This is a genomic window from Kribbella sp. NPDC051587, from assembly GCF_044453945.1.
Lineage (GTDB): Bacteria > Actinomycetota > Actinomycetes > Propionibacteriales > Kribbellaceae > Kribbella.
Window position 1 is genome coordinate 82,192 of sequence record NZ_JBITDE010000002.1, and the last position, 25,168, is coordinate 107,359.

The following is a 25,168-nucleotide window of genomic DNA, read 5'->3' on the forward strand; positions in this document are numbered from 1 at the left end:
TTGCCGGGCGGCCGGCACCCTTCACAGATCCAGTACGGCGTTGTAGATGGCGCTGCTGTCCGATCCGGCCAGCGCCTCCTTCAGCCGCAGGATCACGCGACGCTCTTCGTCGTTCGCCCCTCCGACGCGGTCCGCATGCCCAAGCACCGGCGGCCAGGGGAACGCCGTACCGAGGTCCAGTGTGGTGAACAGTTCGTGAGCTTCGGTTTGCAGCGCGTGAGCGCGACCTTCGAGCGACATGCAGCCATTCTGCGGAAAGTCGCGGGGAATCCTTCAATGATTTCCCGATCCGGCAGAACGCCGTCCTGGCGGCGAAAATCGGGGCGTTTCGGGGCGGCTGTCACGGGTCTGCCCATGACATTTGTCAGGGGCGTTATCGCTGGCCCCGGATCCCTTGCCGGGCGGACGATTTCGAGCACCAACCAACTGTCGGTCACCGCCCTTCCGATCTGGTTCACAGGTGGTGGCCTGCCCACTCGAGGAGTTCTGTTGAGGCAACGGAATCTCGTGTCCGCCCTGGGCGCCGGCGTACTGGCCGTCGCGGGACTGACCGCAGCAACAGGGGCCTACGCGGCCCCGATCACCCCCTACACCGCGGGCAAGCACGCGGCGCAGGTGTGCTCGGCCACCACGGCCAAGCACACCGCAACCTGCCACGCGATCAAACTGGTCGACACCGACGGGCTCGCGCCCAAGTCGGCCGCACCGCCCGCCACCGGTCTCACCCCGACCGGCCTGCGCGACGCGTACAAACTGAACGGACTCAGCGCCGGCGGCCGCACGGTCGCGATCGTCGACGCGTACGGCTATCCGAACCTGGAGCGCGACCTCGGTGTCTACCGCTCGCAGTTCGGGCTCTCCGCCTGTACGACGGCCAACGGCTGCCTGCGGGTGATCAACCAGACCGGCGGGACCACCCTGCCGACGTTCAATGTCGGCTGGGCCGGTGAGCAGGCACTCGATGTCGACGCCGTGTCGGCCGCGGCGCCGGACGCCAAGATCGTCGTCGTACAAGCCAAATCGGCCAGTTTCGCCGACCTCGGCACCGCCGTACAGACGGCTGCCAAGCAGGCCGGTGTGGTTGCCATCTCCAACAGCTACGGCGGCGGTGACGCCTCCGACAGCACCTACGGCGCGTACTACAACCACCCGGGCATCGCGGTCACCGCGTCGACCGGTGACGACGGTTACCAGGGCGGCAGCTACCCGGCCTCCTCGTCGTACACGACGGCTGTCGGCGGTACGTCGCTGGTTGCCGCGAGCAACTCTCGCGGCTGGAGCGAGACCGTGTGGAGTGGCGCCGGTTCGGGTTGCTCGACGTACAACACGGCGCTGAGCGCAGCGTCGTCGTTCGGCACCGGCTGCTCGAAGCGAGCCATGGCTGACGTCTCCGCGGCGGCGGACCCGGGCAAGGGCGGGATGGCGATCTACTACCCGACCAGCAAGACCGCCTCGACCTGGGCACAGTTCGGTGGGACCAGCGAGGCCGCGCCGATCATTGCCGCGGTCTACGCACTGTCCGGCAACACCGCCGGCTACGCGAACGCACTGCCCTACGCACACCCTGGCTCGCTGTTCGACGTGACCAGCGGCAGCAACGGCAGTTGCCCGACAACCCAGTGGTGCAACGCCCGCACCGGCTGGGACGGGCCGACCGGCCTGGGTACGCCGAACGGAGCAGGCGCGTTCTGAGCACCACCCTCTGGACGAGCGGGCGGACCCCTACCGCGATTGGGGCCCGCCCGCTCAGTTGCGTCCTTTTCGGCAACGTCCTGAGTAATGTTCCGATCACGAAGGACAACCCTCGTCTCCGCGTCATTCCGGGGATATCTCTTCCCCGGTACCGGATCCGCGTTTAAGGTCGGGCGCGGACCGGGTCGCGGAGGGCGATCCGCGCTGACGACATTTTCTGGAGCGTTTCTGTGACCTATTCACGTAGACGGCGGGGACTGCTCGCGGTCACCGCGGTCTCGGCCGCCACGGTGCTGGCCGTGACCGCCGCAGGAGGCGCCACCGCCGCGCCGAGCGCCGGTCCCGGTGAAGGCAAGGCGGCCTCGGCCGAGAAGAACCTGAGCAAGGAGCGCAAGGGCAACTACGACGCCCGGACGCCGAACGCGAAGACGACCTACAACCGCGCCGCCAAGGTGGCCGGTAAGGAGTCGGCCGCGTCGGAGAAGTTCCGCAACTCCCTGGGTACCCAGGGTGTCGTCGAGCTGGACCCGAACACCGGGACGCCTGCCCAGGTCACCAAGCTGAACGGGTTCCTGACCGGCCGCAGCGCCAAGAAGGCGACCGACGTCGCGCTCGGTTATGTGAAGGCGCATGCGGATGTCTTCAAGCTCAGCACCGCCGACCTGGCCACGCTGAAGCTGCGCAAGGACTACGTCGACGATCTCGGTACCCACCACATCTTCTGGTCCCAGGTCGTTGACGGGACCGAGGTGTTCGGTAACGGTCTGAAGGCCAACGTCACCAAGCACGGTGAGCTGATCTCGATCATGGGATCGCCCGTGTCCGGTCTGACCAGCCAGGCCGCGGCCCGCTCGGCCGCCCCGGCCGTCACCGCCGACAAGGCCCGCCAGGCCGCCGCCGAGGACATCGACGCCACGGCGGCCTCGGCCTCCGCGAAGACGACCGGGAACGCGGTCACCTGGAGCAACGGCGATCAGGCCAAGCAGGTGTGGTTCCACACGGCCGACGGCCTGCGCAAGGCGTGGTCGACGTACGTGAACGCGGGCGGCACGAAGGTCTACACGCACGTCATCGACGCGCAGACCGGCGGACTCCTGTACCGGCGTGACCTGTCCAGCGCCGGCAACGGCGACGCCCTGGTCCAGGACAACTACCCGGGCGCCGCCAAGGGTGGCACGCAGCGCGTCGAGAACCTGATCTACAACAAGTGGCTGCCGAAGACCGCCAAGACGCTGCTCGACGGCACCTCGGTCGCGGCCTGGGCCGACGTCAACGACGACAACCAGCCGAACGCCGGCGAGACCGTTAAGGTCCCGGGCACCAAGACCGGCGCGGAGTACAAGCTGGTGCCGTTCCAGAGCTCCTCGTCGTTCTGCTCGGCGGCGTTCATCTGCACCTGGGACCCGGCCAAGCCGGACTCCTGGAAGACGAACATGAACCAGGACGTCACCAACGGCTTCTACCTGGCCAGCAACTTCCACGACTGGCTGGCCAAGCCGCCGATCAGCTTCACCCCGGCGGCCGGTTCGTTCGACGCCGCGGGCGGCGACCCGGTGCACCTGAACGCGCTGGACGGCGCCGCGACCGCCGCCAACGGTGGTCCGGACGTCAACCACCAGAACAACGCGAACATGAACACCCCGCCGGACGGCACCCCGCCGACCATGCAGATGTACCTGTTCCAGGACCCGAACGGCGGGTACATCCCGAGCAGCTCGGCCAACGACGCCAGCGTGCTCTACCACGAGTACACCCACGGTCTGTCGAACCGCCTGGTCGTCGACGCCACCGGCAACTCGACGCTGAACAGCATCCAGGCCGGCTCGATGGGCGAGGCGTGGAGCGACTTCTACGCGATGGACTACCTGGTCTCGCACGGCCTGGAGAAGGACAGCACCGCTCCCGGTGAGGTCCTCGAGGGCAAGTACGTCGCGCACGGCGAGCTGTTCCGCACCCAGGCGATCGACTGCCGCGTCAAGGCCGTCAGCGCGAACTGCGTCCAGCCCGACGGCTCGAAGGGCGGCTACACCTACGGCGACTTCCCGACCATCGGTGGTGCGCCCGAGGTGCACGCTTCCGGTGAGGTCTGGGCCCAGACGCTGTGGGACCTGCGCGAGCGCTTCGGCCGGGCTTACGCGATGAGCATCATCACTCGCGCGATGGAGCTGTCGCCGGCCGACCCGACCATGCTGGACATGCGTAACGCGATCGTGCAGGCCGACCTGGTCGCCAGCGGCGGCAAGAACGCCGGCATCATCTGGCAGGTCTTCGCCAACCGCGGCATGGGCTGGTACGCCGGTGTCATCGACGGCGGCGACTCCTTCCCGGCCGAGGACTTCCACATCCCGCCGACCGGCAAGACCACCACGCTGTCCGGCACCATCACCGACAAGGACACCGGCAAGCCGATCGCCGGCGCCCTGGTCTACATCGGCGGTCACTCCTCCGGCTTCGCCGGCGACTACGCGGCCACCACGGACGCGGCCGGCAAGTACGCGATCACCAACGTCGCTCCGGGTACCTACCCGAAGTTCGTCGTGGCCTCCCCGGGCTACGAGCTCGCCGTCAACCCGGTCGTCGTGAAGGCCGGTGCCACGGTCAGCCTCGCTGTCCGCCGCAACTGGGCCGCTGCCTCCGGTGGCGGAACCGTCGCCGCCTTCAACGGTCCCGACTTCAGCCCGCAGTGTGGGCCGGGCGGAGCGATCGACAACGCCCAGGGCACCGGCTGGGGCAGCACCACCGGTGACAACGCCGGTACGCCGACCAACGTGATGATCCCCAAGCACGTCGACATCAAGCTGCCGGCGAAGGTGACCATCGACTCGTTCAAGGTCGACCCGTCGAACACCTGTGGTGACGCGGGTAGCGCCTCGACCGGCCAGTACCGGATCGAGACCTCGGTCGACGGCACCACCTGGGCGACCGCCCAGGAGGGCACCTTCACCGCCGCCAACCGGGGCAAGTACAACCTGGTCACCCCGACCGGCAACGCCACCGGTGTCCAGTACGTGCGGTTCGTCATGCTGAGCCCGCAGGTCCCGGACTTCACCACCAACTGCCCGAACGGCGCCTACGGCGGCTGCAAGTTCACCGACATGACCGAGCTCCAGGTCTTCGGCAAGCAGTAACAGCACCACCGTTGCGAGAGGCCGGCCGGGCGGTTGCCCGGCCGGTTTTTCGTTGCCCGGGGCGCGGTATCCACATCGTGGGACCGGTCAAGTAAGTGTAGTGAGTTGGTTTAGTTTCGGAGGGTGGATGCTGGGAACGGTTGGTCGCCGCTCCGCTCAGGTGGGCGGAGCGGCGACCGAGCCACGCTCGATCAGCGCCGGTACGACGGTGGTCCGGCGGACCCGGCGGTTGGTGTCGACCGTGGCGGTGACGCGGGCGACGACGTCGGTGACCAGGTCGTCCAGAGGCCAGTGGAAGCTGGACAGCGGTGGCGTGAGCAGCTGGGAGAGCGGCTGGTCGTCGTAGCCGAGCAGGGACAGGTCGTCCGGGACGCGGAGGCCGAGCTCGCGGCCGGCGGCGTACACACCGAAGGCCATCGAGTCGGCGAGCGCGAGGATGCCGGTCGGGCGCGGGGTGCTGGTGAGCAGCGTGCGCGCCACGGCGGTGGCGCCGGCCAGGTCGTGCGGGCATTGCAGGATGCGGATCCTGAGTTTGAGGTCGACGGCGATCCGGTGCGCGATCTCTTCGGCCGGGCGGTCGATCTCGGCGCGCAGGGTCGGACTGAGGACGGCGACGTCGCGGTGGCCGGCGTCGGCCAGCCGGCGCAGCGCCGTACTGACTCCCGTCTCGTTGTCGAAGATGACCTCGGACTTCGCCTTGGCGCCGGGCAGCGCGTCGCCGATCGCGATCACGGGTGCCTGCTCGGCGATCGTCGCCCATCCCGGCGCGGAGGGGTCGATCGGGATCACGACGATCGCGTCGGCGCGGTGGTCGACCAGATGCTGGGCCAGCTCGAGCTGGCGGCCGGCGTCTCCGGCGGAGTCGATGATCCATGCGTTCCGGTCTGGGGCGAGCAGCTCGCGACCGAGGGCGGCCGCGAGGCGCTGCTGCCAAAGGTCTTCGAGGGACGCGCACAGTACGCCGATGGAGCCGCTGCGGCCGGATGCCAGGGCGCGGGCCACCGGGTCGGCCTGGTAGCCGAGCCGCTCGGCCGCCTCCTGGACCCGCTGCCGCGTCTCCGGGGTGCCGTGCAGGCCGCGCAGCGCGTAGGAGACCGCGGCCATCGACAGGCCGGTGTCGGCCGCGATGTCTTTGAGGGTCGGCCGTCGGCTTCCGGACATGCCTTGAACCCTAGCCCGAGGCATGGACAAAAACTTGACAAGCAGGGCTTTGAAGCGCTTCACTCTCTAATTACTGAAGCGCTTCAATCTGATCAAAGAAGACTTGCTTGTCAGCTAACGGACCGTCTGGAGGGGGAGCTGTGATCGACATCCACCAGCACCTCTGGCCGGCCGAGTTCGTCGACCGTCTGCGCGCGCGGACCGAGCCGCCGTACCTGGACGGCTGGACGTTGCACACCGCGACCGAACCGCCGTACGAGGTGGATCCGGTCGCGCACGACGTCGAGGCGCGGGTCGCGATCGAGCGCGAACTCGGCACCGAGCTCGCGGCGGTTTCGGCGTCCTGTGCGCTCGGGATCGAGTCGCTGGGTGACGACGAGCTGTTCGATGCCTGGCATTCCGGTGCGGCCGCGCTGCCTGAGCCGTTCAAGGCGTGGGCCTCGGTGCGGTTGCCCGAGCCGGATCTCGATGAGGCGAAAACCCTTCTGGACAAGGGATTCCTGGGCTTCCAGTTGCCCGCGCATGTGCTGACCACGCCGGCCGGCTGGTCGACGTACGGGGAACTGCTGGCGATCGCCGAAGGCTGGGACCGGCCGGTGCTGGTGCACCCCGGGATCGCTGACCCGGCCGGCGACGTACCGGGCTGGTGGGCTCCGGTCGTCGACTACAGCCAGCAGTTGCAGGCCGCGTGGTGGGCCTGGCATGCGTATGGCGGGCGTCATGAGTTCCCACGGCTGCGAGTCTGCTTCGCTGCCGCGGCCGGCCTCGCGCCTGTGCACCACGAGCGACTGGCCGCGCGCGGCGGCCGCCTCGGCACCATCGACACCAACCTGTACGTCGACACCTCGAGCTACGGCCCGCAGGGAATCGACGCGGTCGCGCGGATTCTCGGCATCGACCAGGTCGTGCACGGCACCGACCGCCCGTACGCCGGAGTCACCGATCTCCGCCAAGGCGCCGCCGCAACCGCGGTGATCCGGCACGACAACCCACACCGGTTGCTGTTCGGGGGAGACCCCAGCGCCGGCCGTCCATCTCCTGAGAGGGGAGTGCAGTGACTGCTCAGCCCATCGACGCACCCGTCGTCCCGGCACGTCAACCCAGCCGTTTAGTGGATCTCAACAACTGTCTGACACTGGACGACCTTCCGGGCCGCGACCTCACCCCGCAGGAGCTGACCGAGCTGGCCTCCTCCATCGCCGCCCAGCCGCACCTGTGGGAGGACAAGGTCGCCTACAGCGACGACGAGCGCGTCTTCGCCTCCCTGCACCGCGACGCCAACGTCGATGTCTGGTTGATCTGCTGGACCCCTGTGAACGACACCGGCTGGCACGACCACGACACCTCATCCGGTGCCGTAGCCGTCGCCAAGGGCAGCTTGGTCGAGCACAACCTCGCCATCGGGGCCGACTCCATCGAGACCGAGGTGGTCGCCGGCGACGTCTACGGCTTCGGCCCCGAACACATCCACCGCATGGTCGGCCGCGACAAGGGCAGCGTCAGCGTCCACGTCTACAGCCCCCCGCTCTGGCGGATGGGCCAGTACTCCGTCAAGGACAACGTCCTCCGCCGGGTCTCCGTCTCCTACGCCGATGAACTCCGCCCGATCGACTAAGTCCCGGGAGGTCGGCGCGACCGACGAATCAGTCGCGCTGGCCGATCCCGAAGAGCAGTGAGCTCGCCTGAACCATGTCGGGATGCCGGTCGGCGAGCCGTGCACACTCGAGCGCTGTGTGCAGCGGGTCCGGCTCGCGGAGGCTGTCTGGCAGTGGCAGTCCGTTGTAGTGGCTGTCGATCATGACCGTCAGCCAGCCACCCGGTCCGGTCAGGCCGTGAACCGACACTGCGCGTAGCCCAGCCCCCATCAGCTCGGACCGCAGTTGTGCGACCGTGTGGTACGTCGCCTGCGCCAACCGGTCGTTCCCTGCGCTGAACCCGTCCCGGAGAATCTCCGTCACCACGTTGCGCCGCGCGAGCAGGTTGTTGGCCACTGACGAGCCGATCAGGTTCGCGGATCGATTGATGGCGACCACCGCCACAAAGCCGCCGTACTTCGTCACCCGAACGGCTTCCCGCAACGCTGTGCGGCGATCCGACGCATCGACCAGGTGGTACATCGGCCCGGCCAAGAACGCCGCATCGAACTGCTCGCTCTCCCACGGGAGCGTTCGCGCGTCACCCAGTACGGCGTTGAGTCCGGCTGCCGTGGCCTGTTCGACGTGCCGTGCCACCGGGTCCAGCAACTCCACCTGATACCCGTCGGCCTGCAACCACTGCGCGTGGATCCCGGGCCCGCCGCCGATATCCGCAACACTTGCGGGCGGCTCCGGCAGGTACCGGCACAGCAATTCGCGCACCCGCGCCAGCTCCAGCCGGCCTTTGAGGCTCGAGCCCAACCGGCTCGCCTCGTCACACTGCGTCGTATAGAACTTCTCGAGCTCGTCATGAACCGTCATGACAACCAAGCCTCACCACACTTCACCTTCAACGGCAGGGCAGATCGCGGGGCAACCCGGGGCAGATCACTGCCGCTCACAGCACCTCCACCTGCAGCCGGCACGAACGGCTGCAGGTGGTCGCCGAATCGAGGCGAGCGGTGCCCGAGGCGGCCTCCCGCCTCGCCCACCGTTCCGCCGGCCTTGTTCGGGGGCGCGGACGGGCCTACGTGCAGTCGTTCGTGCGCACCACGCGGTCTACTTCCGGAGGAGGCCGATGAGGCCGTGGGTTTCTTGGGCGGGGCCGGCGGAGAACCAGAGGGCGTCGGTGCCGCCGGTGGTGGCGGTGCCTTGGAGGAGGGCCCAGAGGCCGTCGATGGCTAGGGGCTTCCCTGCGGGGGTGCGGACCTGCCCCGTGGGCTTGTAGCGACCGTGGGACTTGGGTTGGAGGATGTTGATGCGGCCGTCGCCGAAGTTGCCGACGAGGAGGGTGCCGGCGGGCTCGCCCCAGGCGGTCGGGGCCAGTGCCAGTGCCCACGGGGCGTTCAGGTCGCCGCGTGCGGCGACTCGGGTGACGAACTTGCCGTCGGGCGTGTACTCGTCGACGTACCCGAGGCCGTGGCCGGCGGCGCTGCGGCCGGTCTTCTTGTCGACCTTGGCGTAGCTGACGAAGAGGCGCCCGTCGAGCGTCTGCACGTTGAAGGGCGTGTAGCCGGAGGGGAGTGAGAAGTCCCGGAAGGCCCACCAGGGCTGCTTGACCGGCTTGAACGTGTTGTCGAAGACGTCGATCCGGTGCTGCGCGAAGTTGGCGGCGTACAGCTTGTCGCCGGCGAGGGCGAGGCCGGTGTAGACGGCTCCGGGGGTGGTCGCCTTGATCTCGGCGGCGCCGACGAGCGGGCTGACGGGCGGTCCCCAGGCGGCGATCTGTCCGGTCAGCGTCGAGAAGATGAAGCGGGCCGGCGCGCTCGCGGTCCCGTTCGAGAGCACGAACCCGGTCCCGGCGTTGGCCACCTGACCAGTCGGGAGGGGAACGTTGACGCGGATGGTCGGCACCTTCGTGGGTGCGGCCGTGTAGAGCGTGGAGGTCGACGTACCGGCGTTGGAGGTCCACAGCGGCGACGTCGCGCCGAGCGCCAGCCCCCACGGATTCACCAGATCCGGGTCCGCGAGGGCGGCTTTGCCTGGCTGGTCGGACACCAGGTTGACCTGCTGTACGGCGAGCCCGCCATGGGGCCCGCCGTACGGGTGCGCGTTTGCCACCGGGGCGACGAGCCCCAGTCCACTCACAAGCACGGTCGCCAGCATCACCGGACGACCCTTGAGACGAAACGACATGTCACTTCCTGTCGATCGAGGGACGAAACAACCCTCATACGTCCAGAAGCGACAGCCGGTTCAGGCCCAGGACTCCGCGTGGGTCGGAATGCCGTTCGGGGCGGAGAGCTCGCTGGTGATGTCCTCGGCGTCCGGGTCGAGCGGCTCGAACGGAACCTCCGGTACGACGTACGCGCGGGCGCCGGCCAGCATCTCGATCCCGGGCAGCTCGAACCAGGCCTCGCCGACCTCGCGGCTGATCTCGAAGATGGCCTGCTCGGCGGTCTCGACCGGGTCGATCTCGCCGCCTTCCTCGAGCTCGGCGGGGTGCCGTTCCTGGGCGGCGCGGCCGGCTTCCAGGAGCGTGTCCAGGTCGACGACGCGCAGGTCGAAGCGGGAGACGACGCTGATCACGTGGTCCTCGTCGGTCTCCTCCTCGCCGTCGACGTCCTCTTCGTCGTCGAGCAGCAGCGGGGTGGTGCCGGTGTGCTCGAAGACGGCGTCGTTCCAGTCGGCGACGAGCTCCTCGAGCGCGGCGTTCTGCTCGTCGAGCGTGTCGTGGTCCTCGGTGCCGGTCATCGCCAGCAGGGACTCGGTGTGGGCCTGCAGGCGCTCGGCGAGCTTGCGGCTGGCCTCGGCGAGGGCCTCGCGGCTCTCGGCGGAGAAGAACTGCTCGGCAGGGGCGGTGATGTCCAAATCAGTCACGGCGTAAGTATGGGGGCGGCGGGCCCAGGCGCGAAGTCAGGTCCGGTATCAGGAGCGTGAGAGACCCGTGAGAGAGCTGTCAGCGGGTGTGAGAGAGCTGTGAGAACCCTCCTGACCAGGCAGCGAGCGGTGTGCAGTGAACACATGAGCAAGAAACCCGTGCGGGGCCGTCATGTCTGACGTGATCTACCTCGCCGTCACCGTCGTCGTCTTCGCGGCCATCTGGTTCGCGCTGCGTGGAGTGGAGAAGTTGTGAGCGCCGAGAACATCGCCGGACTGGTGGTGGCCGTGGCTCTGGTTCTTTACCTGGTCGCCGCCCTGATCTTCCCCGAGAGGTTCTGATGTCCGACACCGCTGCCGGCCTGTTGCAGGTCGGCTTCCTGGTCGCGTGCCTGGCCGTGGTCTACCGGCCGTTCGGCGGGTACATGGCCCGGGTCTACACCTCCGACTCAGACCTGCGGGTCGAGCGGGGCGCCTACCGGCTGTTCGGTGTGGACGCGCGGGCCGACCAGACCTGGGCCGTCTACGCCCGGTCCCTGCTCGCGTTCTCCGCGGTCAGTGTGTTCCTGCTGTACATCCTGCAGCGGGTGCAGAGCCACCTGCCGCTGTCGCTGGGCCTGCCGAACGTCGAGTCTGGCCTGGCCTTCAACACCGCGGCGTCGTTCGTGTCGAACACGAACTGGCAGTCGTACTCGCCCGAGGCGACGATGGGCCACCTGGTCCAGTTCGCCGGCCTCGCCGTCCAGAACTTCCTCTCTGCCGCGGTCGGCATCAGCGTCGCGGTCGCCCTGATCCGGGGCTTCGCGCGGTCCAAGACCGATCGCCTCGGCAACTTCTGGGTCGACCTGACCCGGACGGTACTGCGCGTGCTCCTGCCGATCGCGGTGATCGGGACACTCGCGCTGGTCGCGATGGGCGTCGTACAGAACTTCTCCGGTGGCCACGAGGTGACCTCGGTGGTCGGGCAGACCCAGACCATCCCCGGCGGCCCGGTGGCCAGCCAGGAGGTCATGAAGGAGCTCGGTACCAACGGCGGTGGCTACTACAACGCCAACTCGGGTCACCCGTTCGAGAACCCGAACGGTCTGTCCAACCTGTTCGAGATCTTCCTGCTGCTGGTGATCCCGGTCTGCCTGACCCGGACCTTCGGCGTGATGGTCAAGGACAAGCGGCAGGGTTACGCGATCCTCGGCGTGATGGGCACCCTGTGGGCGGCCTTCACCTTCTCGGCGACGTTCTTCGAGAACCAAGGAGCCGGTACGGCGACGCAGGCCGCCGGTGCCGCGATGGAGGGTAAGGAAACCCGCTTCGGCGAATGGGCCTCGGCCCTGTTCGCCAGCTCCACCACCGGTACGTCGACCGGCGCGGTGAACTCAGCGCACGACTCGTTCACCCCACTCGGCGGCGGTACGGCGCTCTTCCACATGATGCTCGGTGAGGTATCACCCGGCGGTACCGGAACCGGCTTGTACGGCATGCTCATCCTTGCCGTGCTGACCGTGTTCATCGCCGGTCTGATGGTCGGCCGGACGCCGGAGTACCTGCGCAAGAAGATCACCGCGCGCGAGATGAAGCTGGTCTCGCTCTACATCCTCGCGACGCCGACCGTCGTACTGGTGGGTGCTTCGATCGCAATGGGACTGGCCACGGCACGGGCGTCGATCTTCAACACTGACAGCCCACATGGGTTCTCCGAGGTTTTGTACGCGTTCACTTCGGCCGGTAACAACAACGGGTCGGCGTTCGGTGGCATCAGCGCCAACATCCCCTTCTACAACACGGCTCTCGGCCTCGTCATGTTGCTCGGCCGGTTCGTCCCGATCGTGTTCGCGCTCGCGCTGGCGGGTTCGCTCGCCAAGCAGCAGCCGGTCCCGGTCACCCAGGGCACCTTGCCCACCCACAAGGCCTTGTTCGTCACGATGCTCGTCGGCGTCGTGCTGATCGTGACCGGCCTGACCTACTTCCCCGCACTCACTCTCGGACCCCTCGCGGAGGGACTGTGACTACCGTTGTAACGACCCCTCCTCCGGTAGAGGAGAAGGCGGTCGAGAAGAAAGCACCTTCCGGTCTGTTCGACCCCAGGATGCTGCTGACCTCGCTCCCGGATGCCGTGCGCAAGCTCGATCCGCGGGTGATGGTGAAGAACCCGGTGATGTTCGTGGTCGAGGTCGGCGCGGTCGCGTCGACTGTCATCGCGATCACCGACTCCAGCGTGTTCGCCTGGTGGATCGTCGTCTGGCTCTGGCTGACCGTCATCTTCGCCAACCTGGCGGAGGCCGTGGCCGAGGGCCGCGGCAAGGCCCAGGCCGAAACGCTGCGTCGCGCCAAGACCGAAACCACCGCCCGTCGGCTCATCGACAACGGCGCTTCGGAAGAAGAGGTACCAGCGGCTCAGCTGCAGCTCGGCGACTTGGTGGTCGTCGAGGCCGGGCAGATCATTCCCGGCGACGGTGACGTCGTCGAGGGTGTGGCGAGCGTCGACGAGTCGGCGATCACCGGTGAATCGGCTCCGGTCATCCGCGAGTCCGGTGGCGACCGCAGTGCGGTCACCGGTGGCACCAAGGTGCTGTCCGACCGGATCGTCGTCAAGATCATGACGAAGCCCGGTGAGACCTTCATCGACCGGATGATCGCGCTGGTCGAGGGTGCCTCGCGGCAGAAGACGCCGAACGAGATCGCCCTGAACATCCTGCTGGCGAGCCTGACGATCGTGTTCCTGATCGCCACGGTCACGCTGCCGACGTTCGCGAACTACGGCGGTGTGCACCTCAGCATCGTGATCCTGGTGGCCCTGCTGGTCTGCCTGATCCCGACCACGATCGGTGCGCTGCTGTCCGCGATCGGTATCGCCGGCATGGACCGGCTGGTGCAGCGCAACGTGCTGGCGATGTCGGGCCGTGCGGTTGAGGCGGCCGGTGACGTGAACACGTTGCTGCTGGACAAGACCGGCACGATCACGCTGGGAAACCGGCAGGCGGCCGAGTTCATCCCGGTGGCCGGAGTGACTGACACCGAGCTGGCTGATGCAGCTCAACTGTCAAGCCTGGCTGACGAAACTCCCGAGGGCCGGTCGATCGTCGTACTGGCGAAGACGGGTTATGGTCTGCGCGAGCGGCACACCGGAGAGTTGCCGCAGGCAACGTTCGTCGAGTTCACCGCGCAGACGCGGATGAGCGGCGTCGACGTCGACGATCGCCAGGTGCGCAAGGGCGCTGCGGGTGCGGTCAACGTGTGGATCAACGGCCACGGCGGTACGACGGATCCGCGGCTCGGCGAGATCGTGGACGGCATCTCGGCCTCTGGCGGTACGCCGCTGGTCGTGGCCGAGGCAGTCGGCGGTACGGCGCGCGCCCTCGGGGTGATCCACCTGAAGGACGTGGTCAAGGCCGGGATGCGGGAGCGGTTCGACCAGATGCGCGCGATGGGCATCCGGACGGTGATGATCACCGGTGACAACGCGCTGACCGCGAAGGCGATCGCCGAGGAGGCCGGGGTCGACGACTTCCTGGCCGAGGCGACGCCCGAGGACAAGATGGCGCTGATCAAGAAGGAGCAGGAGGGCGGCCGGCTGGTCGCGATGACCGGTGACGGCACCAACGACGCACCCGCGCTCGCGCAGGCCGACGTCGGGGTCGCGATGAACACCGGGACGTCGGCGGCCAAGGAGGCCGGCAACATGGTCGACCTGGACTCCAACCCGACCAAGCTGATCGAGATCGTTGAGATCGGCAAGCAGTTGCTGATCACCCGCGGATCGCTGACCACGTTCTCGATCGCGAACGACGTGGCCAAGTACTTCGCGATCCTGCCGGCCCTGTTCGCGGCGGCGTACCCGGGCCTGGACAAGCTGAACATCATGCAGCTGCACTCGCCGGAGTCGGCGATCGTCTCCGCGATCGTCTTCAACGCGCTAGTGATCGTTGCCCTGGTCCCCTTGGCACTGCGCGGTGTTCGCTACCGGCCGTCCTCGGCCTCGGCGATGCTGCGCCGCAACCTGCTCGTGTACGGCGTTGGTGGCCTCATCACACCGTTCATCGGCATCAAGCTTCTCGACCTGGTGATCTCGTTGATCCCCGGTCTTCGGTGAAAGGCAACATGATGAGGCAATTCGGTACGGCGCTCCGCGCGCTGCTGGTGTTCACGGTGCTGCTCGGCCTCGCCTATCCGTTGGTCATGACCGGGGCGTCGCAGGTGCTGTTCCACGGCAACGCGAACGGCTCGATGATCACGGTGAACGGCAAAGAGGTGGCCTCCGACCTGATCGGTCAGAGCTACACGATGGACAGCGGGAAGAAGGACGACAAGGGCGACGCGATCATGGTCGCCGACCCGAAGTGGTTCCAGACCCGGCCGTCGGCGGCGTCGTACGACGGGAAGGCCAGCGGGGGCTCGCAGTACGGGCCGAACAACGCCGACCTGCTGCAGCTGGTCAACGACCGGCGGCAGGAGGTGGCGACGCTGGAGGGGGTCGCCCCTTCGCAGGTCCCGCCGGATGCGGTGACGGCCAGTGGGTCTGGACTCGACCCGGCGATCAGCCCGGCGTACGCCGCTCTGCAGATCAACCGGGTCGCCCGGGAGCGCGGGCTGTCCGTGGCGCAGGTGACGCAGTTGGTGAAGAAGAACACGCACGGTCGCGTGCTCGGGTTCCTCGGGGAGCCGTACGTCAATGTCGTCGCGCTGAATGCGGCGCTGGCATGATCGAAGTATGAAACGCGGGCAGTTGCGGGTCTACCTCGGTGCCGCACCTGGGGTCGGGAAGACCTACAAGATGCTGGGTGAGGGTCAGCGCAGGCTGGCCCGGGGCACCGATGTGGTGATCGGTTTCGTGGAGACCCACGGCCGGGAGCACACCGCAGCGATGGTCGAAGGGCTCGAACTGGTACCGCGACGGCTCGTCGACTACCGCGGTGCCAGCTTCACCGAGCTGGACCTCGACGCCCTGCTGGCGCGGCGGCCCGAGGTCGCGCTGGTCGACGAACTGGCGCACACGAACGTGCCGGGCAGCCGCAATGAGAAGCGCTGGCAGGACATCGAGGAGCTGCTGGCCGCCGGGATCGACGTGATCTCGGCGGTCAACATCCAGCACCTGGAGTCGATCAACGACGTGGTCGAGAAGATCACCGGCGTACCGCAGCAGGAGACCGTGCCCGATCGGGTGGTCCGGGCGGCGGACCAGATCGAGCTGGTCGACATGACTCCGGAGGCACTGCGCCGCCGGATGGCGCACGGCAACGTCTATGCGGCGGACAAGATCGACGCTGCCTTGGGCAACTACTTCCGGGTCGGCAACCTGTCCGCCCTGCGCGAACTGGCGCTGCTGTGGCTCGCCGACCGGGTGGACGCGGGGCTCCAGCAGTACCGTGCCCAACATGACATCGACTCGACCTGGGAAGCCAGGGAACGGGTGGTCGTCGCACTCACCGGCGGCGCCGAAGGCGAGACCCTGATCCGGCGTGCCGCCCGCATCGCCGCCCGCTCCTCCGGCGGGGACCTGCTAGCCGTCCACGTCGCCCGCTCCGACGGGCTGACCGGCGCGGACCCGAAACGCCTGGCCGAGCAACGCAATCTCGTCGAATCGCTCGGTGGGACCTATCACCAAGTGGTCGGGGACGACGTACCGCTGGCCCTGCTGACTTTTGCCCGTGCCGAGAACGCCACCCAGTTGGTGCTCGGTGGCTCGCGGCGTTCGCGGCTGTCCGCGATCACCGGGCCCGGGATCGGGTCGTCGACGATCCGGGACTCGGGCGATATCGACGTACACATCGTCACGCATTCGCAGATGGGGCGCGGGCGGCTGCCGCGGCTGCGTGGGAGTCTGTCGCGGCGGCGGAAGGTTCAGGGGTTCGTGCTGTCGATCCTGCTGCAGCCGATCCTCGCGCTCGCGTTGGATCTCGGTGGCGATCGGATCAACCTGACCAGCGACGTACTGGCTTTCCTGCTGGCTGTGGTGGTGGTTGCGCTGGTCGGTGGGCTCTGGCCGGCGCTGGTGACCGCGGTCGGTGGATCGCTGGTGATCAACTACTTCTTCACGCCACCGACCAAGACCTTCACGATCGCCGAGGTGAACAACGCCCTCGCGCTGGCGATCTTCGTGCTGGTGGCGGCGCTGGTGAGTTCAGTCGTCGACCGGGCTGCCCGCCGTACCAGACAGGCTGCTCGAGCGGCGGCGGAGTCGGAGACCTTGGCCACGCTCGCCGGTTCGGTACTGCGCGGGGAGACCGCGCTGCCGGCCCTGCTCGAGCGGGTGCGCGAGGCCTTCGGGATGACGAGCGCCTGCCTGATGGAACGCGTGGACAACGACGAGCTGACCGAGATCTGGCGCCCGATCGCCTCAGCCGGTACGCCGACCTGCCGGCGACCGGAGGACGGGGACGCGGAGATCCCGGGTCGGGATGATCTGGTGCTCGTTCTGCAAGGTCGGCAGCTGGCTGCGGATGAGCGGCGGTTGGTGGGCGCGTTCGCGGCCCATGCGGCCGCGCTGGTGGATCGGGCCCGGTTGAGCGAGGCCGCCGCGGAGGCGAAGCCGCTTGCTGAAGCGGACAAGCTCCGTACGGCGTTGCTTCGGGCGGTCGGTCATGACCTGCGATCGCCGTTGGCGTCCGCCAAGGCCTCGGTGACCTCGCTGCGCAGTGATGACGTGGAGTGGAGCGAATCCGAACGTTCCGAACTGCTGGAGACTGCGGATGAGTCGCTCGATCGGCTCTCCCGGTTGGTCGACAATCTGCTCGACCTGTCCCGGTTGCAGGCGGGTGTGCTGCCGGTGTTCACCCGGCCGATGGCGCTGGACGAGGTGATTCCCGGCGTACTGGCCGAGCTGGGCGACGACGGCGCGCGGGTGGTCGTGGACATCCCGCACACGCTGCCGTTGATCGAGGCCGACCCGGCGTTGATCGAGCGAGTGGTGGCGAACCTGGTGGCCAACGCGTTGCGCTACTCGCCTCCTGACCGTGGCCCGTTGGTGACGGGGAGCTCGCTCGGGGACACGGTGGAGATCCGCGTGATCGATCGGGGTCCGGGGATCCCGCGCGAGGACCGCGATCGGGTGTTCGCGCCGTTCCAGCGGCTCGGTGACACCGACAACACGGTCGGGGTTGGCCTCGGCCTGGCTTTGGCTCGTGGTTTGGCCGAGGCGATGCAGGGTTCGGTCCAGCCGGAGGACACCCCCGGCGGCGGACTGACGATGGTCGTGTCAGTGCCGGTGGCCACGACTGCCGACGTACCGGTGCCTGGAACGCGCGAACGAACGGGGACTAATGACTAGGGTCTTGGTGGTCGATGACGAGCCGCAGATCGTGCGGGCGTTGCAGATCAACCTGAAGGCGCGTGGGTACGAGGTGCATCTGGCCGGCACCGGTACGTCGGCGCTTCGGGTGGCGGCTCAGCATCCACCGGAGCTGGTGATCCTGGATCTCGGGCTGCCCGATTTCGACGGGGTCGACGTGATTCGCGGACTCCGCGGCTGGACGGAGGCGCCGATCCTGGTGCTGTCCGGGCGGACCGATCAGACCGACAAGGTCGAGGCGCTGGACGCCGGGGCCGACGACTACGTCACGAAGCCGTTCGGGATCGACGAGTTGCTGGCGCGGATGCGCGCCGTACTGCGGCGGAGCAACCTTGCACAGGATGAGCCTGTCGTCGCTGTCGGTGGTATTCGCGTCGACCTCGCCGCGAAGCGGGTCACGTTGGAGACCGGCGAGGACATCCGGCTGACGCCGACCGAGTGGCATCTGCTCGAGGTCCTGGTCCGGCATCCGGGCAAGCTGATGGCGCAACGCCAGCTGCTGACCGAAGTGTGGGGGCCGGGGTACGAGAGCGCGAGTGGAAACCTTCGCTTCTACATGGGTCAGCTGCGGCGCAAGCTCGAGGCCGATCCGGCGCGCCCGAAACATCTGTTGACCGAACCCGGGATGGGCTACCGTTTCGAGCCGTGACTACAACGGGGGACCCGCGCAGGGTCAATTACGCGAAACGTACCGCCGACACCCAAGCCGCCTTCTTCACAAGGCATTTGCGCCCGGGGATCAGCCTGCTCGACCTCGGCTGCGGACCGGGATCCATCACGGTCGGACTGGCCGAGCGCGTGCATCCAGGGTCCACGACGGGCTTCGATCTGCACCCGGCGCTTCCTGAAGGGGCAGACCCGGATGCGGTGACGCTGGTCGAAGGTGACGTGACGAAAGGCCTTCCGTTCGAGGACGACAGCTTCGACGCGGTCTTCTCCAGCGCGATGCTGCAGCACCTGCCCGACCCACTGGCTGTCCTGCACGAGGTACGACGCGTCGCCCGCCCGGGCGCGGTCGTCGGCCTCGTCGACGCCGACTGGGACGGCCAGCTCCTCTACCCGACAAACCCGTTGCTAGAGGCATCTTTCGAGGTCATGCGCCGGCTGCGCGCCGGTACGTCGCCGTCCGTCGGCAAGCAGTTGCGCTCCCTGCTCGTCCAGGCCGGCTTCGTCGAGACCGAGAGCTACGCCCGCGTCGTCCACCACGGCACGCCCGAAGAGGTCGCCGGCGTCGGCACCTTCACCGCCAGCCTGATGTCCGGCCAACGCGACCAGATCATCGAGCAGAACATCGCCACCGGCGCCGAGGTCGACGAAATGGAACACGCCTGGCAACTCTGGTCCGCCGACCCCGGCGCCTTCCTGGCCCGCTTCTGGATCGAAGCCGTCGGCTGGGCCCCCGAAGCCTGAACGTCCGAAGGTTTGCAGTACGTGGTCGGCGCGTCATCGGACGTAGCGCCTTCGGGGACGCCGGGTCTGTGGTTGAGGGGGGTGGTGCGGTTGGCGACCGGGGCTGGCGGGTGATCTCTCTACCGTGGTGGGTCAGCTATGAGACAACCTCGTCGTCGGCGGCAACCAGAGCCCGGCAGGCACAGGCAATGCGAGCTTCTATCGCCGAGCGCACCATCCCCCTCAGCCACCCTTCTCTGTAAGTCGGCCTGCACCACAAGCGCACGTTGACGGCGCATCCGAGCGGCGCACGTCCGATTCGTTCAAGACATCGGGCGGGTTCTGCGAGAGGGTCGGGGTATGGACATCTTCACCGCAGGTCGTGATTTCGTACGTCTCGAGGGTCGGCTGGTCGAGAACCGGTTGTTCGCCACGGTCTTCGACGGGGCCGACCCCGCTGGGGTCGTTGACGCGCTGCGTGGTTATCAGAACGCGGACGGTGGTTTCGGGCACGGGCTGGAGCCGGACAAGCGCTGCCCGGACAGCCTCGGACTCGACGTCGAGACGGCGTTCGACATCCTGCTGGCGGCCGGTGCGCGGGACGAGGTGATGATCCGGCGTGCCGTCGACTGGCTGGCTTCGGTCGCGACTCCCGAGGGCGCGGTGTCACTGGCGGCGCCGGTGATCGAGAACTATCCGCGCGCCGAGCACATGAGCGAGTGGACGTACGAGCCGAGCCTCAACCCGACCGCCGGACTGGTCGGTCGGCTGCACAAGCTGGAGGTCGAGCACCCGTGGCGCGAGTTGGCCGGCGCCTGGTGCGCTGCCCAGTTGACCGCCGACTTGCCGACCGAGGCGCACTCGCTGCACGAATCCCTGGAGTTCCTGGAGCACACGGGTGACATCGATCTGGATCGGGTCCGCGAGTGGCTGCCCAAGGTGTCGTATTACCGAGCAGATGCGGCCGATCCGTCGTACGGGGTGACGCCTTTGCAGTTCGCACCCACCCCGGAAAGCCCTTGGCGTGCACTATTTTCGGAGGCCCAGCTCGAGGCACACCTCGACCGCCTGATTGCCGACCAGCAGGCCGACGGCGGTTGGGCGATCACCTGGGAACCTCCGGGCCAAGCCGCGACCCTGGAGTACCGGGGCATCGTGACGGTCGGTGCCCTACGAACGCTGAAGGCCTACAACCGCCTCTGACGCGGACGTGCACCACCGACCAACCCTCTCCTCAGCTGCTCTGACGGGACGCGGTGAGCGTGAACCAGTCGAGCCGCGCCGAGTTGGTCAGTGCTGGCGGTCCGCTTCCTCAAGCAGACTCCGCGGGATGCTCGACCTGGCGGTCGCCCCACTGGGTCAGAAGGCCGCGGGCGATCTCGAGGTCCTCGCGCAGGGAGCGGTCGGTGAGGTCGCCGGGGAGGGCCGCGAGGGCGTCGGCCAGCCAGGGGGCCATGGCGGCGGGGGCGAGGTCGTCTGGGGTTAGGCCGGCCAGGCGGATGGCGCGGACGGCGGTGACGAGCTCGCTCGCGATGACTTCGCGGAGGGCGTCCAGGAGCTGAGCAGTCAGTACGGCGGCTTGTGGCGCGAAGCTGGCGTGGTGTTCGGCGCCGCGGGACAGGGTCGCCGTACCGAGGGTGGCCGGTTGGGCGGCAGAGCGGACGGCGGCGAGGGCGTCATGGGCGACGTACTCGATCATCATCACGCCGGAGCTGGCCTCGGCGCCGCTGGCGAGGAAGCGGCTCAGGCCGGTGAAGTCTGGGTCGACCAGGTTGGCGACGCGGGAGGTGGAGAGGGTTGCGACGCTGTGCAGGCTGAGGCGGAGCGAGTCGAGCGCGAGGGCGATCGGCATCGCGTGCCAGTTGCCGTTGTGCAGCACGGTATCGCCGGCCACGAGCGGGTTCTCGGCGGACGCGTTGATGTCGATGCGGAGACTGTTGCCCAGGGCATCTACGTGGTCGACGGCGGGGCCGAGGACCTGAGCGAACGCGCGGAGGCCGAACGGGTCCTGGATCCGTGCTGGTGGGAGTGGCAGGCCCTCGAGGAGACCGCGCATCCGACGGGCGACCCGGACCTGGCCTGGTTGTGGACGCGCCTCGTGGACGCGGACGTCGTACACCTCGGCGTTGCCGCGCAGGGCGACGTGCGAGAGCGCGCCGACCAGCGGTACGACGTTGATCAGGGTGGCGGCTTCGACGTACGCGAGGCAGCATTCGGCGAGCGTGAGCGCGTTGCTGGAGAGCAGCGGGAGAGCGCTGACGCCGTCGATGACAGGACCGAGGGCGAGCCCGAGTTCGGCCAGCGGGCCGAGGTCGCCGGTACCGATCGCGCCGCCGCGGTGCAGGTCGGGCAGCTCGTCATCGTTGAGCAGGGCAACGATCGCGTCGGCGACCTCTGGTTCCAGACCAGAGCCGCCGGATGCCAACTGGTTGACCCGGATCAGCAGACCGAGCCGGATCGCATCCTTCGGGTACGACGTCGTACCGGTCGTGGAGTGTGAACCGAGCAGACGCGCGCCGTGTTCGGGGTCCGAGGTGAGCACGTCACGGTTGGCCCCGACCCCGGTCGTCCGTCCGTACACCGGGCGATGCCGGGCCACCTCGGCAACCGCCAGGGCCGACTCTTGCATCCGCTTCCGGGCGTCGTCACCCAGCCGCACCGCGGTCCGCCGCTGCGCCAACGCGACGGCCTCCAACGGCGCCAACCCACCCCCGGACAGCTCCACCGGCTCCATTGCCCCAGTGTGAGACCGCCCACGCCCCCCGAGTAAGCGCCGCGCCTACACCAGTGTCTGAGATCCGAGACGTCGCCAGGCGAGGACCGCGACGGCGATCGCGACGAGCGCGAACACGGCGTTCCCGAGCAGCGCGACGGTCAACGACGTGTCGTCCATGTCCCGCGCATGCGCAAAACCGGCCCACACATAAGTGAGCAGTGCACCGGTAGCCAACGCCAACGTGTGCCGCGGCGACCACTCTCGCCGCCGGGCCCACCTCAGCACCACCACAGTCGCGACCCCGAATAGCACGAACCACCACGCCACCGAGATCCACTCCGAGCCGAGTCCATCCGGCAGCAGCACCGACTCCAGCCAGAAGACGCTGGTCACCCCGAACCCAACCAGCCCGACGATGAGAGGCTGAGGGACAGGCCCATGGACAGGTCGGTGGGTACGGCGACCCAGGGCGAAGGCGAGGACGACCAGCCCGACGATCACCACCGCTGAGCCGGCGAACTGGGCCGGGGATGCGACGAAGTGGAACCCGGCGGCTTGCATGAGGCCTAGGAGGGTTGAGCCCAGGACGAAGATGATGGAGACGGCAGCGAACCCGCCTCGACCCAGCCAGAGTTCGCGAGATGCGCAGGCCTCGACCAGCGCGATCGGCACGCAGATGCTCCAGATCGTGTGCAGAGTGATCGTGCTCTGGAGCAGGGTGAGGCTCCCGATCCCGGGGACCTCGGCCAACCCCGCGAAGCTGTCCAGTCCGACGTACGCCGGATTGAACAGCATCTGGTCGATCGGCCCCTCCTCCAGCAGTCCGTAAGCGACCGCCATCAGTACGATCCCGGTCCACCCCAGCCCGAACCGCTGCGCCGACTCACGAATCAGTACCGCGCCCCCGCCGTACATGGGAGCGAACAGAAAGATCTGCGCCAGGTTGGTGATCGGCTGATTCCCCAGCAAGAATTCACCCACGAACGGCGCCAGAAAGAACAGCCCCACGGCCGGCCACCATCTCTTCACACCGTCGACGCTAGGGGATCAGCACCCTCACCTTGGTGTACGCCGCTCTGACCAAAGTCTCGGCATATCCATCGCGATCACGCTGAACGGCAGCCGTGGCTGAGGCCGTTGACCGAACTGCGCGTTCACCACCAGCAACCGATCACCCGCGAAGGCCAGCGTGCTCGGCGTGGCGAACCGCGGATCGGCGTACTCACCGACCGGGACCGCCGGACCGTCGGTCAGTTGGAGCGCGGAGAGGAAATACGTCGCAGTCGCCGCGGTCTCACCGCGATTGCAGACCCCGATCAGCAGGTCATCGATCACCAACAGCCCGTCGGCAGCAAAGTCGCTCGCGATCACGGTCGCCGTACCGTCCGGATCGAGTCGCCACAGCACCTCGTCGCCTTGATCAGCAACGAACAGTACGTCGTCCCGCGCGGTGATCCCGTTCAGGTACGACGAGCGCGGGAGCGCGATCGGCACCGGCATCGGCGCGCGGAGGTCGAAGCGCCAGACGATAGGCTGATTCGAGTCGGTCACGAAGCAGTGATCGCCGACCACGCACACGTCGTTCAGGTACCCATCGACCGTCCGCTGCCAGACCAACTCCCGGGTCTGCAGATCGAAGCAGTGCAGTTCCCCGGACTTCCCACCACAGACCAGTAGCCGCGCGTCGTCGTACACGGCGAGGCCCAGAGCGACCGAACAGGCGCCGGGCGGGAGCCAGACCTCGGCGATCTCCGAGGTCAGTGAGCCCCGGAAGATCGTCCCGTCCGCGCTGCTACCAACGAAGAAGTCGCCGGCCGGACCGAGTGTGATGCCCTCCGGATAGACGGCATCACCAGGAACGACGTACTGCGAGATCGGCATGAACCGGACAGTACAAAGCGAGAGGGCCCACCCCGCCCCGGGTGAGCCCTCTCGCTGCTTGTGTCTTACAGCTGGCCGTAACGCTTCTTGAACTTCTCCACGCGGCCCTGGGTGTCCATCACGCGCTGGTTGCCCGTGTAGAACGGGTGGGTGGCCGACGAGATCTCCACGTCGACGACGGGGTAGGTGTTCCCGTCGGTCCAGACGATGGTCTCGGTGCTCGCGCTGGTCGAACCGGTGAGGAAGCTGAAGTTACCGGACTTGTCCCGGAAGACGACCCGGCGGTAGTCAGGGTGAATCTCTTTCTTCATGCTGCACTACTTCCTTCCAGATAAGGGGCGAACGGATCGGTCAGTGGATGAACCGCTTCGTCCGCACGGAGGACACAACCATCGAGGCGTGCCCGTAATTCCCGGGTGTCCAGACCGATTCCGGTGATGGACAGGTACGACGCCCGGTCGCCGTACTCGGGATGCCATTCGAGCGCCGACCTTGCCTGGTGCTGCTGCCCGACGCCGGCCCAGCGGTCGGCCGGCAGGTCGGCCAGCCACGGGCCCAGTACGCCGATGGAGATGTTGGTGCCGAAGCTGTCCCAGCTCAGGCGATTGCGGTGTTGGGTCGCGATCCAGACGGTTCCGCGGCCTCGCGCCGTACCGGTGACCAGGTCTTCGAGCACCTCGTAGAGCCGCTCGGGGTGGAACGGTCGCGCGGACTGCCAGACGAGCGTGCTGACCAGCTCGTCTTCGCGGATCGGTGCAGTAATAGAGCCCGGCTCGGTGCGGGTCTCGGCCGCATCAGGATCATGCAGTCGTACGGCGAGCAGCCCGGCCGGCGTGGTCTGAACACGTGCCTGCGGGTTGATCGCCTCGATCAGTGCCTTCGCGGTGGCGTCTTCGGCGGACAGTACGACGGCATCGGCGTACTCGAGCTGCCGTGCAACCACCTCGGCGATCACCCGACCGTCCTCGGCGGCGGTCGCGATCCCGCGGTCCTGGATGAACTGGTCGCCGGTGAGGTCGTCGACCACGGTCTCTGTATCGGCCGCTGTGATCACTGCGTCGACCCGGAGCTCGGTCTCGCGAGCGATCTCCTCCGCGAGCGATTGCGTGTCCCCGGCACCCGGTACCGAGACGATCGCGACGCCGTACCGATCGACCGCCGCGATGCTGAGCAGCAGTTGCACCAGCGTCCCGCGCATCGCACACGACACACACGGGTGGCCCATCCGGATCGTCTCCTGGTCGATCACCCCGGCCGCCGTCCGCGCGATCCGGACGACCTCACCGCTCAGCAGGTCACTCACGTCGTACTCGATCAGGACGCCGCGCGGGCCCGCGGCGGCCAGCAGGTTCGCACCCACGGCCCCTCGGAGTCCCTCGTCGACACCGGTCAGCAGGGTCACCGGCAGCATCCGCACTCCTCACTTATTGAAAATGATTACCAGTACAAGGTACACTGCATCTCG

General features: G+C 67.9%; 22 protein-coding genes. 12 read left to right on the forward strand and 10 right to left on the reverse strand.

The features are described from left to right. Window positions 1-21: 21 nt before the first annotated feature. On the reverse strand, window positions 22-240 hold the full coding sequence (locus tag ACIA49_RS06535) for a hypothetical protein (RefSeq protein ID WP_396376109.1): 219 nt from the start codon (window positions 238-240) through the stop codon (window positions 22-24). 249 nt (window positions 241-489) lie between these two features. Here ACIA49_RS06535 and ACIA49_RS06540 point away from each other — a divergent pair, with 249 nt between their 5' ends. Then, window positions 490-1,692 (forward strand): hypothetical protein, encoded by a 1,203-nt coding sequence (locus ACIA49_RS06540; RefSeq protein WP_396376110.1) that lies wholly within the window; start codon window positions 490-492, stop codon window positions 1,690-1,692. A 230-nt stretch (window positions 1,693-1,922) separates the two neighbouring features. Then, the gene (locus ACIA49_RS06545) at window positions 1,923-4,820 is read left to right on the forward strand and encodes a M36 family metallopeptidase (protein WP_396376111.1); all 2,898 of its coding nucleotides are present in this window, start codon (window positions 1,923-1,925) and stop codon (window positions 4,818-4,820) included. Between the two features lie 156 nt (window positions 4,821-4,976). On the opposite strand, the gene ACIA49_RS06550 is transcribed toward ACIA49_RS06545, so the two are convergent. Continuing rightward, window positions 4,977-5,981, reverse strand: a complete 1,005-nt coding sequence (locus ACIA49_RS06550; RefSeq protein WP_396376112.1) for a LacI family DNA-binding transcriptional regulator — start codon at window positions 5,979-5,981, stop codon at window positions 4,977-4,979. A 140-nt stretch (window positions 5,982-6,121) separates the two neighbouring features. Here ACIA49_RS06550 and ACIA49_RS06555 point away from each other — a divergent pair, with 140 nt between their 5' ends. After that, window positions 6,122-7,039 (forward strand): amidohydrolase family protein, encoded by a 918-nt coding sequence (locus ACIA49_RS06555; RefSeq protein ID WP_396376113.1) that lies wholly within the window; start codon window positions 6,122-6,124, stop codon window positions 7,037-7,039. Then, window positions 7,036-7,596, forward strand: a complete 561-nt coding sequence (locus ACIA49_RS06560; RefSeq protein WP_396376114.1) for a cysteine dioxygenase — start codon at window positions 7,036-7,038, stop codon at window positions 7,594-7,596. The genes ACIA49_RS06555 and ACIA49_RS06560 overlap by 4 nt, the downstream gene beginning before the upstream one ends. Before the next feature lie 28 nt (window positions 7,597-7,624). Here ACIA49_RS06560 and ACIA49_RS06565 read toward each other — a convergent pair whose 3' ends face one another. The 3 genes from ACIA49_RS06565 to ACIA49_RS06575 form a co-directional block, all read right to left on the reverse strand. Beyond that, window positions 7,625-8,437 (reverse strand): class I SAM-dependent methyltransferase, encoded by an 813-nt coding sequence (locus ACIA49_RS06565; protein WP_396376115.1) that lies wholly within the window; start codon window positions 8,435-8,437, stop codon window positions 7,625-7,627. Window positions 8,438-8,674: 237 nt separating this feature from the next. Further along, window positions 8,675-9,751 (reverse strand): TIGR03118 family protein, encoded by a 1,077-nt coding sequence (locus ACIA49_RS06570; RefSeq protein ID WP_396376116.1) that lies wholly within the window; start codon window positions 9,749-9,751, stop codon window positions 8,675-8,677. 60 nt (window positions 9,752-9,811) lie between these two features. Next, on the reverse strand, window positions 9,812-10,435 hold the full coding sequence (locus tag ACIA49_RS06575; RefSeq protein ID WP_391548982.1) for a hypothetical protein: 624 nt from the start codon (window positions 10,433-10,435) through the stop codon (window positions 9,812-9,814). A 252-nt stretch (window positions 10,436-10,687) separates the two neighbouring features. Between ACIA49_RS06575 and kdpF the strand changes: the two genes are divergently transcribed. The 8 genes from kdpF to ACIA49_RS06615 all read left to right on the forward strand — a co-directional run bounded on the left by kdpF (window position 10,688) and on the right by ACIA49_RS06615 (window position 20,309). Continuing rightward, window positions 10,688-10,777 (forward strand): K(+)-transporting ATPase subunit F, encoded by a 90-nt coding sequence (gene kdpF / locus ACIA49_RS06580; RefSeq protein WP_131363646.1) that lies wholly within the window; start codon window positions 10,688-10,690, stop codon window positions 10,775-10,777. After that, window positions 10,777-12,438 carry a potassium-transporting ATPase subunit KdpA gene (kdpA, locus tag ACIA49_RS06585; protein WP_396376117.1) on the forward strand — a complete coding sequence of 554 codons (1,662 nt, stop codon included), beginning with the start codon at window positions 10,777-10,779 and terminating at the stop codon, window positions 12,436-12,438. The genes kdpF and kdpA overlap by 1 nt, the downstream gene beginning before the upstream one ends. Window positions 12,439-12,503: 65 nt before the next feature. Beyond that, window positions 12,504-14,522: a potassium-transporting ATPase subunit KdpB gene (kdpB, locus tag ACIA49_RS06590; RefSeq protein WP_396377165.1), complete on the forward strand. Its 2,019-nt coding sequence runs from the start codon at window positions 12,504-12,506 to the stop codon at window positions 14,520-14,522. Window positions 14,523-14,530: 8 nt separating this feature from the next. Further along, entirely contained in the window at window positions 14,531-15,133 is a 603-nt protein-coding gene (gene kdpC, locus ACIA49_RS06595; protein ID WP_396376118.1) for a K(+)-transporting ATPase subunit C, read from the forward strand. A 7-nt stretch (window positions 15,134-15,140) separates the two neighbouring features. Then, window positions 15,141-17,696 carry a DUF4118 domain-containing protein gene (locus tag ACIA49_RS06600; protein WP_396376119.1) on the forward strand — a complete coding sequence of 852 codons (2,556 nt, stop codon included), beginning with the start codon at window positions 15,141-15,143 and terminating at the stop codon, window positions 17,694-17,696. After that, window positions 17,689-18,366, forward strand: a complete 678-nt coding sequence (locus ACIA49_RS06605; protein WP_396376120.1) for a response regulator — start codon at window positions 17,689-17,691, stop codon at window positions 18,364-18,366. The genes ACIA49_RS06600 and ACIA49_RS06605 overlap by 8 nt, the downstream gene beginning before the upstream one ends. Beyond that, window positions 18,363-19,127, forward strand: a complete 765-nt coding sequence (locus ACIA49_RS06610; protein ID WP_396376121.1) for a methyltransferase domain-containing protein — start codon at window positions 18,363-18,365, stop codon at window positions 19,125-19,127. Before ACIA49_RS06605 ends, ACIA49_RS06610 begins: the two co-directional genes overlap by 4 nt. Window positions 19,128-19,466: 339 nt before the next feature. Further along, the gene (locus tag ACIA49_RS06615; protein ID WP_396376122.1) at window positions 19,467-20,309 is read left to right on the forward strand and encodes a hypothetical protein; all 843 of its coding nucleotides are present in this window, start codon (window positions 19,467-19,469) and stop codon (window positions 20,307-20,309) included. A 109-nt stretch (window positions 20,310-20,418) separates the two neighbouring features. Here ACIA49_RS06615 and ACIA49_RS06620 read toward each other — a convergent pair whose 3' ends face one another. The 5 genes from ACIA49_RS06620 to ACIA49_RS06640 all read right to left on the reverse strand — a co-directional run bounded on the left by ACIA49_RS06620 (window position 20,419) and on the right by ACIA49_RS06640 (window position 25,114). Then, window positions 20,419-21,840, reverse strand: coding sequence for an aromatic amino acid lyase (locus ACIA49_RS06620; RefSeq protein WP_396376123.1), 1,422 nt, complete (start codon window positions 21,838-21,840; stop codon window positions 20,419-20,421). Between the two features lie 45 nt (window positions 21,841-21,885). After that, window positions 21,886-22,851: a hypothetical protein gene (locus tag ACIA49_RS06625; protein WP_396376124.1), complete on the reverse strand. Its 966-nt coding sequence runs from the start codon at window positions 22,849-22,851 to the stop codon at window positions 21,886-21,888. 27 nt (window positions 22,852-22,878) lie between these two features. Then, window positions 22,879-23,703 carry an SMP-30/gluconolactonase/LRE family protein gene (locus ACIA49_RS06630; RefSeq protein ID WP_396376125.1) on the reverse strand — a complete coding sequence of 275 codons (825 nt, stop codon included), beginning with the start codon at window positions 23,701-23,703 and terminating at the stop codon, window positions 22,879-22,881. Window positions 23,704-23,768: 65 nt separating this feature from the next. Next, on the reverse strand, window positions 23,769-24,014 hold the full coding sequence (locus tag ACIA49_RS06635) for a type B 50S ribosomal protein L31 (protein WP_396376126.1): 246 nt from the start codon (window positions 24,012-24,014) through the stop codon (window positions 23,769-23,771). Continuing rightward, window positions 24,011-25,114 carry a CobW family GTP-binding protein gene (locus ACIA49_RS06640; RefSeq protein ID WP_396376127.1) on the reverse strand — a complete coding sequence of 368 codons (1,104 nt, stop codon included), beginning with the start codon at window positions 25,112-25,114 and terminating at the stop codon, window positions 24,011-24,013. Before ACIA49_RS06640 ends, ACIA49_RS06635 begins: the two co-directional genes overlap by 4 nt. Between the last annotated feature and the right edge of the window lie 54 nt (window positions 25,115-25,168).